Here is a 9,708-nt window from a genome sequence, read left to right as displayed (position 1 = left end):
CCGCGGCCACCCCCCCGGGCCGGTGGTGGACACGAACGGTGCCGGGGAACGCGTTCGCGGCCGGGGTGATCGCCGCCCGGCTGCGCGGGCGCGGACGTGCTCGACGCGGCCCGGTACGCCGCCCGGGTGGCCCGCAGCGGCCTGTACGCACGACGGGATGGAGTACCCGGAGGGGCTGCTCCCCCGCGCCTGAGGCGTCAGATCGCGCCGGTTTCGCCGTCGGTCAGCTCCCGCAGGATGTCGGCGTGCCCGGCGTGCCGGGCGGTCTCCTCGATCAGGTGCACCAGCACCCAGCGCAGCGACACCTCGCCGAGTTGCGGGTGCGGCACCACGTGGTCGAGGTCGAACCGCGCGGCCACCTCGCGGGACCTGTCGCAGGCCGCCTCGTACGCGGCGGCGAGCGTCTCGACCGTGTCGCCGGGGCGCAGCGCGAAGCTGGCGTCGGCGTCGGTCTGGGAGGTGAGGTAGACGTCGCCCGGCTCCGGGGCGAACAGGCAGCGGAACCAGTTCCCCTCGACCACCGTCAGGTGCCGGAGCAGCCCGGCCAGCGTGGTGAGTGAGGGCACCAGACGCCGGGTGGCGTCGGCGTCGGTCAGGCCGCGCACCTTGCGCAGCACGGTGCCGCGGTGGAAGTCGAGGAACGCGTCGAGGATCGCCCGTTCGCCGCCCGTACGGGCGAGGACCGGACCGAGAGTCGGATCGATCGTCGGGTGCGCCATTCCCGGACCCTAGTACGCGCTGTGCCCGTTTCGCTGCCCCGCGTGATCCCCTGCGCGGGCGGGCCGGCCGGGGCAGGATGGGCGCATGGCTTCCACGGTGCAGATCCCTCTGGTGGGCGGCGCGGCCGACGGCGAGACCGTCACCGTCGAGCTGGACAGCAACGGCCGTCCCCCGCTGACCCACCACCACCTCGGGTCGAAGGGGCTCGCGGAGGCAGAGATCTACGAGCTGGAGTCGGACGAGCAGCCGGGCCGGGAGTGGGTCTACTCCTGGCGCGGCCCGGCGGTCTGACGAGCCGGCTCACACCGCCGGGGTCAGCGACCGGGCGCGGATGCTGTCCAGCACGCTGCGGGTCACCTGCGAGGTGCCCCGCGCCTGCTCGCAGACCTCCGCCACCCGGCGCGCGGTCTCGTCGGCCCGCGCCGCCCGCTCGTCCCACAGCCGGTCCACCTCGGCCAGCAACGGGCCCTCGACCTCCCGTTCCACGCCGCGCAGCGCCGGCACACCGAGCCGCTGGGCCAGGTCGAAGACCTTTCCGGCGTACGGCAGCGGCAGGAACGGCGTACCCATCATGGCCGCGAAGATCAGGAAGTGCAGGCGCATGCCGACCGCGAGGTCGAAGTGGCGCATCAGGCCGAGGATCTGCGCCGGGCGGTAGTCGCCGTGCAGGATCCGGCCCCGGTCGGCGGCGGTCATGTGCGACAGCACGCCGTGCGAGTGCCGGATGTCGTCGCGTTCCATCGGCACGAACAGCACATGCGCGTCGATCCGGTGCACCAGGAAGTCACCGATCTGGGCGAGCAGGCGGTGGTAGCCGTCCACGTCGAGCCGTTCGGCCGCCCGGCCCGGCTCGCGCACGCTCAGCCCGACCAGCCGGGAGTTGGCCGGCACGCCCTCCTCGCGCAGCCACTGCTCGGGGAACTCCTCCGGTTCCAGCAGGAACGCCGGGTCGGCGGTGACGGTGATGGGATTGATCAGGCCCGCCTCCTCCAGCACCATCCGCGACTCCTGGTCCCGGACGGTCACCTCGACCGCCTGCGCCAGCGTCTCGCGCACCATGCCGCTGTCGAGCGTGTCGCTGAGCGGACCGACACCTACCGCGTACGTGAGCAGCGGCAGCCCGCGTTCCTGGGCGACCCGGACCACCCGCAGGTAGCGCCGGGCCTCCTTGTCGTAGAGGATCCCGCCGCCGCCGAGGATGAGCAGGTCGAGCTGGTTGAGCACCGGGGACGAGTCGACGCGGCTGACGCCCTCCCACGGCACCGCCTCGACATCGGGGTGGGCCAGCGCGGTGTGCGCGGGGTTGCGGGAGAAGACGATGATCCGGGCGTTCGGCTCGTGCCGGCGCAGGTCGTCCAGGAGACCCGTGAGGATCGCCTCGTCGCCGAGGTTGCGACCGCCGTAGGAGCCGAGCACGCCGATGGTCAGTCCGGTGCGTTCCCTCATCCGTTGCTCCTTCCCAGGGGCATCCGGGCCAGCGTTCCCGCTGGTCGCCCCGGGTTAACGCACGGCGAGGAGACTCAACCGGTGGCGCCGCCGACCAGACGGGAGACGAGGTCCGAGACCACCTGATCGGTGTCGAACCCGGCGTCGATCGAGGTGGTGAGCAGGTCGAGCAGGAGCCCGTCGACGGCGTAGTGCAGCAGCGCCACCTCGTACGCCCCGCCGGGTAGTCCGGCGGCGGTGTGGTGGGCGACGTCGTCGGCGTACCCCTGGCGCAGCACGCCGCCGAGCGCGGACCGCAGCTCCGGGCGGCGGGCGGCCTCCAGCCGCAGTTCGAACAGCGCGCGGGTGAGGCCCGGCTCGCGGGTGGTGCGCGCGACGATGTCGCGCAGGTAGTCGGTCATCAGCGCGAGCGACGGCTCGCGGCGGCCGAGGTCGGCCAGCACGGCCGGGTCGGGCGCGATCCGGCCGAAGATGCGTTCGGCCAGGCCGGCGAGCAGAGCCGCGCGGGACGGGAAGTAGTTCGAGGTGGTGCCGGTGGGCACGCCCGCCTCGGCGTCGACCGCCCGGTGGGTCAGCCCGCGCGCGCCCGCGTCGGCGAGGATCCGCAGTCCGGCGTCGGCGAGCAGGGTACGGCGTTCCGGGTTCCTGGCCACGCGAACACACTAGCAAGAACTACGACAGGTGTTGTACATTCGTCGCCGAACCACGACAGCCGTCGTGGATCACCTCGGACATCGGAGCCGGTTTGCGCAAGCTCGTGTATTTCGTCGCCAGCACCCTCGACGGCTTCATCGCCGCGCCCGACGGGTCGTTCGACTTCCTCCCGCTGACGCCCGACCTGGCGCCCCACCTGGTGGCCGAGTGGCCCCAGACGCTGCCCACGTTCGCCCACCCCCAGCTCGGCATCGAGTCCCCGCCCGCCGGCCGCTTCGACACCGTGCTGATGGGCCGCGGCAGCTACGAGCCCGGCCTGGCGATCGGCGCGACAAGCCCGTACGCCCACCTGAAGCAGTACGTGTTCAGCCGCTCCCTGCCCCCTGCCGACTACCCGGACGTGAACGTCGTCGCCGGTGACCCGGCGGCCTTCGTCCGCGAGCTGAAGACGCAACCCGGGCGCGACATCTGGCTCTGCGGCGGCGGGCAGCTCGCCGGTCAGCTCCTCGACGAGATCGACGAGCTGGTGGTCAAGCTCAACCCGGTGGTCGTCGGCAGCGGCGTCAAGCTCGTCGACAGCGGCTTCGATCCGCGCCGGCTCACGCTCACCTCGGCGCGCCCGTTCGACGCCGGCGTGGTCGTCCTGCACTACACGCGCAACGAGTAACCCGGTTGCCCCGGCGGCGGGCGGCACGCACCGTGGGACGGTGACGAAGACTCGGCTGCACTGGCACGAACTGCCCGGGCACGTGCGCGACGGCGTCGAGGGCGTCCTCGGCGACCGGGTGGTGGAGGCGCACTCGCAGCCGGGCGGCTTCTCCCCCGGCACCGCCGACCGCGTCCGTACCGCAGGTGGTGGCCGGGCCTTCGTCAAGGCGGTCAGCCCGGCGCAGAACGACCGCAGTCCCCACCTGCACCGCGCCGAGGCCCGCATCGCCGCCGCCCTGCCCCCGGACGCGCCCGCGCCCCGGCTGCTCGGCAGCTACGACGACGGCCACTGGATCGCGCTCGTCTTCGCCGACGTCGAGGGCCGGCATCCGGCCACCCCGTGCGTACCGGTCAGCTGACCGCCGTGCTGTCCACGCTGGAGGCGATGGCGGTGACGCTCACCCCGGCGCCCGCCGCCGCCGGAACCACCACCGCCGCCGAACACCTCGCGCACGACTTCGGCGGCTGGCGGCGCCTCGCCGCCGACCCGCCGGCCGACCTCGACCCGTGGGCCCGGTCCCACCTGCCCGAGCTGTGCGCCGCCGCCGACCGGGGCCTGGCCGCGCTCGCCGGTGACACGCTCTGCCACGTCGACGTCCGCGCGGACAACCTGCTGTCGGCCCGGACGGATCGGTCACCGTGGTCGACTGGCCGTGGGCCTGTCGCGGGCCGGCCTGGCTGGACACCCTGTTCACCGTCGTCAACGTCCAGGTGTACGGCGGACACGACCCGGACGCGCTGCTGGCCGCCCAGCCGCTGACCGCCGATGTGGACCCGGCCGACCTGACCGGCGTGCTGGTCGGCCTCACCGGCTTCTTCCTGGACGGCGCCCGCCAGCCACCCCCACCCGGCATCCCCACGGTACGAGCGTTCCAGCGCCAACAGGGCGAGGCTCTCCTCCCTTGGCTGACCCACCGCCTGACCCCCTGACCCGCCGTCGGGCGCGTGCCGCCGTCGATCTTGGAGTTGTGGCGCCTCACAAGGCTCACCAAAGCGACATCCCAGGCGCCACAACTCCAAGATCAGCGAAGCGCCGAGGCGCGGGTGAGGGTGCCGAAGGGGTCGGCGAACAACGGGGTGAAGCCCCGTTCGGCGGCGCCGATCAAGGTGGCGTCGTAGCCGAGCGCGGACACCCGCAGGCGGGCCTTGTCGCGGGAGATGGGCAGCACGTTGGCGGCGATCCGGCTGCGGACGTGGTCGGCGCAGACCGGAAAGACCTCGCTGAGCGTGCCCCCGAAGATCACCACGCCGGGGTTGAACAGATTGATCACGTTCGCCACGCCGATGCCCAGCCAGTCACCGATGTGCCGCACCGCGTCCCGGGCGGCCGGCTCGCCCCGCGCGGCGGCGGCCACCACGGCCCGTACCGCCTCGCGCCCCTTCTCCCCCGCCGGGCGGCCGGCGGCGTCGAGCAGTGCCCGCTCGCCGACCTCGGCCTCCAGGCACCCGCGCGAGCCGCAGCCGCAGGGCCGCCCCTGGTACGGGTTCACGAGCATGTGCCCGACCTCGGAGGCGTACCCGCCGTCGCCGTCGAGCAGCTCACCGCCGACGATGATCCCGCCGCCGACGCCCACGTCACCGTGCAGGTAGACGACGTTCTGCACGCCGACTCCGGCGCCCCGCTGGTGCTCCGCCAGCGCGCCCAGGTGCGCCTCGTTGCCGACCAGGACCGGCAGGCCCAGGTCGAGCCGCCGGGCCAGCTCGGCACCGAACGCCTGGTCGACCCAGCCCATGTCCGGTCCGAAGCGGACCATCCCGTCACCCGGCCGGATCATGCCGCAGTACGAGGCGCCCACGCACACGCACACCGACCCGGCCGGCGCGGCGTGGTGCAGGGCCCGCCCGAAGTCGGCGAGCACCGAGACGACGGAGTCGAGGTCGGCCCCGGCCCGTGGCCGTTCCGCCTCCAGGCGGGCCGACACCACGCCGCCGAGCCCGACGCGGGCGGCCACGAGCCGGTCCACGGCGATGTCGAAGGCGAGCACGTAGAAGGTGTCCGAGGCCGGGCGGACCACAAGCGAGGGTCGCCCCGCCCGTCCGCTGCCGCCGGCCGCCACCTCCCGGACCAGACCGGCCGACGCCAGTTCCGCGGTGAGCGCCATGACCGTGCTGCGGTTGACGCCCATCCACTCGGCCAGCTCGACGCGGGTGACCGGGCCGGTCAGGTGGACGCGCCGGAGCAGCGCGCCGAGGTTGGCTCTGCGGCCGTCCCCCTGCGCATGCCGGTCCGCGACCAGGCCCTTCCGCATCGACCACTCCGTCAGACGGCGACTGGCTTGTGACCCGAGAATAGTTGCCGCGCATCGACGGGTGCCAGCGCCCGCCTCCGGGGACGGCTGCCTCAACCATCGCGGGCCCGACCGGCGCGCCGCGGGCAGCGGTGACGAAGCGGGTGCCTCCCTCGGCCGGGGAGGCACCCGTGCGCCGCCGGGTTACTCCGCTTCGCGGACCGGGCTCTGCGGCACCACCATCACCGGCCGGTGGGCACGGTGCAGGGTGGCCATGGCGACACTGCCGAGCAGGATCTTGCGCATCGCCGTCCGTCCGCGCGAGCCGACCACCACCGCGCTCGCCTTGTGCTCGGTGGCGACTGCGGAGAGCGCCTCGGCCACCGCGCGCCCCGGGGTGCCGCGCCCGGCGCTCACCCGCACGACGGTGACCGATCCGCCGGCCGTCTCCGGGGTGGGCGTCTCCCCCTCGTCGCCGTCGACGGCGACCAGGACGACGTCCCGCTCGGGGAAGAGGCGCCGGGTGGAGTCGAGCGCCGCCTCGGCCCCGGTGGAGGCGTCCCAGCCGACCACCACCGGGCCGGCGGCGAGCGCGTCGTGCTCGTCGGTGAGCAGCGGGTGCGGCACCACCAGGACTGGTCGCGGGCTGTAGTGCACAGCCATGTCCGAGACGCTGCCGAGCACGGCCCGGGCGCCGCCCAGCCCGCGTGAGCCGAGCAGCAGCACGTCGGTCTGCTTCTCGTCGGCCAGTTCGGCGAGCCGGAGCCCTTCCCCGCCGTAGCTGCGGCACACGAGCGGCTCGGCGTCCCAGCCGGCCGCGCGGGCCAGCATCACGCCGACGGAGGTGAGCCGGTCGGCCTCCCGGCCGCCCTCGCGCTCGATCGCCTCCACGAACGCGTTGATGTTGCGCTTGCCGGTCCAGAGGCGCTTACGCAGTTCCTCGCTGGCGAACGGTGGCGTCCACAGATGCCCGATCCATGCGTGCGCGCCGGGGAACAGCAGCGCGCCCGCCTCGATGGCGGCGCTCGCGGCCGGGGACCCGTCGTAACCCACCATCACTTGCCTGCCGTGCACGTCGCTCACCGCACCGAACCTCTCCTGCCGACGACATCTCACAAGATCGTATCCGCGGTCCGACCGGGTCCGCGCCGGATCATCCGCCACGAACCCATCGGTACGCTGGGCGGATGAGCACCCCGGACCTGTCGTACCTGCTCGACCACACCAGTCACGTGCTGCGCACCCGGGTGGCGGCGGCCCTGGCCGAGATCGGGCTGACCGCGCGGATGCACTGCGTGCTCGCGCACGCGCTGCCCGAGGAGCGTACGCAGATCCAGCTCGCCGAGATGGGCGACATGGACAAGACGACGATGGTGGTGACGGTGGACGCGCTGGAGCAGGCCGGGCTGGCGGTGCGGCGTCCGTCGCGTACCGACCGGCGGGCCCGGATCATCGCGGTCACCGAGGAGGGCGCCCGGGTGGCCGCGCGCAGCCAGGAGATCGTCGACCGGGTGCACGCCGAGGCGCTGGCGAGCCTGCCGGCGGACGAGCGGGCGGTCTTCCTGCGCGCGCTGGAGCGCCTGGCCGCCGGCCATTTGGCCACGCCGGTGCAGAGCCCGAAGCCGGCCCGCCGAGCCCGCCAATAGTCCCTCAATAGATTGTCTGCAACGGGACTATCCGTTACGGTCTTTCCTGTCGCACCTCTCGACAGGAGGACTCCATGTCCGCTCCCCGCTCGCGTCAGGTCGCGCTCGGCGTACTCGCCACCAGCGCCCTGATGACCATCCTCGACGGCAGCATCGTCACCGTGGCGATGCCGGCCATCCAGCGCGACCTGCGCTTCTCCCCGGCCGGCCTGAGCTGGGTGGTGAACGCGTACCTGATCGCGTTCGGCAGCCTGCTCCTGCTCGCCGGCCGCCTGGGCGACCTGGTCGGACGGCGGGCGATGTTCCTCGGCGGCACCGCGCTGTTCACCGCCGCCTCGGTGCTGGCCGGGCTCGCGGCGAACAGCGCCACGCTCGTCGCGGCCCGTTTCCTCCAGGGTGTCGGCAGCGCGGCGGCGGTCGCGGTGAGCCTCGGCATCCTGGTCACGCTCTTTCCCGACGCCGCCGAGCGGGGCCGGGCGATCGCCGTGTTCGCCTTCACCGGCGCGGCCGGGGCGGCCATCGGCCAGGTCGCCGGCGGCCTGCTCACCGACGCGCTGGGCTGGCACTGGATCTTCCTGATCAACCTGCCGATCGGCCTGGCCACGATCGCGCTCGCGGTCCGTACGCTGCCCGCCGACCGGGGCCTGGGCCTGGCCGCCGGGGCCGACGTGGCGGGCGCGCTGCTGGTCACCGCCGGACTGGTGCTCGGCATCTACACGGTGGTCACGATCGAGCGGTACGGGGCGACGTCGGCGCGCACGCTCGGCCTCGGCGCGCTCGCCGTCGCGCTGGTCGCCGGGTTCGTCGTCCGGCAGGCGACCGCACGCCGCCCGCTCATGCCGCTGCGGATCCTGCGCTCGCGCGGCGTGGTGGTGGCGAACGTGGTCCAGATCCTCACCGTGGCGTCGACGTTCGCGTTCCAGGTGCTCGTCACGCTCTACCTCCAGCAGGTGCTCGGCTACGACGCCACAGGCACCGGGCTGGCCCTGCTCCCGGCGGCAGTCGTCATCGGCGCGGTGTCGCTGGGCGTCTCGGCCCGGCTCAACGCCCGGTTCGGCGAGCGGGCGGTGCTGCTGGCCGGGCTCGTCCTGCTGGTGGCCATGTTCGTGCTGCTGGCCCGCGTACCGGTGGACGGCCGCTACCTGCCCGACGTGCTCCCGGTGATGTTGCTCGCCGGCGGGTTCGGGCTGGTGCTGCCGGCGCTGACCGCGCTCGGCATGTCCGCCGCCCGCCCCGACGACGCCGGTCTCGCCTCCGGGCTGTTCAACACCACCCAGCAGCTCGGCATGGCGTTCGGCGTAGCGGTGCTGTCCACGCTGGCCGCCGCCCGTACCGCGGACCGGGTCGCGCTCGGCGACGACCGGGCCGCCGCGCTGACCAGCGGGTTCCATCTGGCGTTCGCGATCGGCGCCGGGCTGCTCGTGGTCGCCGTCGGGCTCGCGTACGCGCTGCTGCGCCCGCGCACGACGGCGGGCGCGGACGCTCCGGCGCTGGTGGGCTGAGTCAGCCCGGGGCGCGCGCCGGATGGGTGAGGAACGGCAGCACCGCCGCCGGCAGCGCGGGCGAGGTCAGCACGTCGTAGTGGGTCAGCCCGGGCAGCACCGCCAGCCGGGACGCGGGGCGGCCGGTTCCGTCGCCGCCCGCGTCCCGGTGGCCGCCGCCGAGCAGGCCGAAGAACTCCGCCGCGTGGCTCACCGGGATCTCGTCCGCGTCGGCGAAGACCAGCAGCACCGGCATCGGCAGCGCGGCCACCTCGGCGGACCAGTCGTAGTCCCGCCGCAGCAGCTCGCCGCCGCGGGCCCAGAGCGCCTGCCAGTCCTGCGGGCGGGGCGCCACCCGCGCGTACCGCTCGTGGAGCGGGGTGCCGCGCATCCGTTGCGCGACGCGCTCGTCGTGGGCGGACATCGCGGCGAGCGTCTCCGGGTACCAGCCGCGCCGCCGGAACGGCGTGGAGACCAGCACCAGGCGCCGGACCAGGTCGGGGTGCTGAATCGCGGTACGCAGGGCCACCCCGCCGCCGAGGGAGTAGCCGAGCACGTCGGCCCGGGGCAGGCCGAGGTGACGCAGCAGCCCGGCGACGTCGTCGGCCATCGACTCGTACCGCAGCGGCCGGTCCACGTCGGCGGTGCGGCCGTGGCCCTGCAGGTCGACGGCGATCAGCCGCCGGCGCGTGGCCAGCGCCGGGCGGACCGGCGCGAACGTCTCCGTCGAGCCGTACTCGCCGTGCAGCAGGACCAACGGTTTGCCGGCCCCGTGCTCCTCGTACCAGATCCGCAGCCCGCCGACGTCCGCATAGCTCACCCGCC

10 protein-coding genes and 1 pseudogene are annotated in these 9,708 nt (G+C 74.1%); 5 read left to right on the top strand and 6 right to left on the bottom strand.

The genetic code is table 11. The features are described 5' to 3' along the window. Positions 1-197: 197 nt before the first annotated feature. Positions 198-719, bottom strand: coding sequence for a DinB family protein (locus MCBG_RS27720; protein ID WP_043329243.1), 522 nt, complete (start codon positions 717-719; stop codon positions 198-200). An 85-nt stretch (positions 720-804) separates the two neighbouring features. On the opposite strand from MCBG_RS27720, the gene MCBG_RS27715 reads away from it, so the two are divergent. Beyond that, positions 805-1,011 carry a hypothetical protein gene (locus tag MCBG_RS27715; protein WP_043329242.1) on the top strand — a complete coding sequence of 69 codons (207 nt, stop codon included), beginning with the start codon at positions 805-807 and terminating at the stop codon, positions 1,009-1,011. A gap of 9 nt (positions 1,012-1,020) precedes the next feature. Here MCBG_RS27715 and MCBG_RS27710 read toward each other — a convergent pair whose 3' ends face one another. After that, a complete protein-coding gene (locus tag MCBG_RS27710; RefSeq protein ID WP_043329240.1) occupies positions 1,021-2,166 on the bottom strand; it encodes a polysaccharide pyruvyl transferase family protein in 1,146 nt (381 codons plus the stop codon). Positions 2,167-2,240: 74 nt separating this feature from the next. After that, positions 2,241-2,819 carry a TetR/AcrR family transcriptional regulator gene (locus MCBG_RS27705; RefSeq protein WP_043329238.1) on the bottom strand — a complete coding sequence of 193 codons (579 nt, stop codon included), beginning with the start codon at positions 2,817-2,819 and terminating at the stop codon, positions 2,241-2,243. Between the two features lie 92 nt (positions 2,820-2,911). On the opposite strand from MCBG_RS27705, the gene MCBG_RS27700 reads away from it, so the two are divergent. After that, positions 2,912-3,487, top strand: coding sequence for a dihydrofolate reductase family protein (locus MCBG_RS27700; protein WP_043329237.1), 576 nt, complete (start codon positions 2,912-2,914; stop codon positions 3,485-3,487). Positions 3,488-3,527: 40 nt separating this feature from the next. Further along, positions 3,528-4,458: pseudogene (locus MCBG_RS27695) on the top strand (phosphotransferase family protein). 92 nt (positions 4,459-4,550) lie between these two features. Here the strand turns inward: MCBG_RS27695 and MCBG_RS27690 are convergent. Beyond that, positions 4,551-5,777 (bottom strand): ROK family transcriptional regulator, encoded by a 1,227-nt coding sequence (locus tag MCBG_RS27690; protein WP_043329236.1) that lies wholly within the window; start codon positions 5,775-5,777, stop codon positions 4,551-4,553. 183 nt (positions 5,778-5,960) lie between these two features. Further along, the gene (locus tag MCBG_RS27685) at positions 5,961-6,812 is read right to left on the bottom strand and encodes a universal stress protein (protein ID WP_043329235.1); all 852 of its coding nucleotides are present in this window, start codon (positions 6,810-6,812) and stop codon (positions 5,961-5,963) included. Positions 6,813-6,943: 131 nt separating this feature from the next. On the opposite strand from MCBG_RS27685, the gene MCBG_RS27680 reads away from it, so the two are divergent. Beyond that, a complete protein-coding gene (locus MCBG_RS27680) occupies positions 6,944-7,402 on the top strand; it encodes a MarR family winged helix-turn-helix transcriptional regulator (protein ID WP_043329234.1) in 459 nt (152 codons plus the stop codon). A 74-nt stretch (positions 7,403-7,476) separates the two neighbouring features. Continuing rightward, on the top strand, positions 7,477-8,904 hold the full coding sequence (locus MCBG_RS27675; protein ID WP_043329233.1) for an MFS transporter: 1,428 nt from the start codon (positions 7,477-7,479) through the stop codon (positions 8,902-8,904). 1 nt (position 8,905) lies between these two features. On the opposite strand, the gene MCBG_RS27670 is transcribed toward MCBG_RS27675, so the two are convergent. Beyond that, the gene (locus MCBG_RS27670) at positions 8,906-9,703 is read right to left on the bottom strand and encodes an alpha/beta fold hydrolase (RefSeq protein ID WP_043329232.1); all 798 of its coding nucleotides are present in this window, start codon (positions 9,701-9,703) and stop codon (positions 8,906-8,908) included. Positions 9,704-9,708 lie beyond the last annotated feature (5 nt).

It is taken from the genome of Micromonospora sp. M42 (assembly GCF_000568915.1).
GTDB classification, from domain to species: Bacteria; Actinomycetota; Actinomycetes; order Mycobacteriales; family Micromonosporaceae; genus Micromonospora; species Micromonospora chalcea.
Note: the sequence above shows the minus strand (reverse complement) of the source record. Positions and strands in the feature narration are given on the sequence as shown.

Coding starts and splice junctions, on each gene's coding strand:
- MCBG_RS27690 (WP_043329236.1), bottom strand. CDS start 5,777: ATGCGGAAGGGCCTGGTCGCGGACCGGCATGCGCAGGGGGACGGCCGC.
- MCBG_RS27720 (WP_043329243.1), bottom strand. CDS start 719: ATGGCGCACCCGACGATCGATCCGACTCTCGGTCCGGTCCTCGCCCGT.
- MCBG_RS27680 (WP_043329234.1), top strand. CDS start 6,944: ATGAGCACCCCGGACCTGTCGTACCTGCTCGACCACACCAGTCACGTG.
- MCBG_RS27715 (WP_043329242.1), top strand. CDS start 805: ATGGCTTCCACGGTGCAGATCCCTCTGGTGGGCGGCGCGGCCGACGGC.
- MCBG_RS27710 (WP_043329240.1), bottom strand. CDS start 2,166: ATGAGGGAACGCACCGGACTGACCATCGGCGTGCTCGGCTCCTACGGC.
- MCBG_RS27685 (WP_043329235.1), bottom strand. CDS start 6,812: ATGGTGGGTTACGACGGGTCCCCGGCCGCGAGCGCCGCCATCGAGGCG.
- MCBG_RS27675 (WP_043329233.1), top strand. CDS start 7,477: ATGTCCGCTCCCCGCTCGCGTCAGGTCGCGCTCGGCGTACTCGCCACC.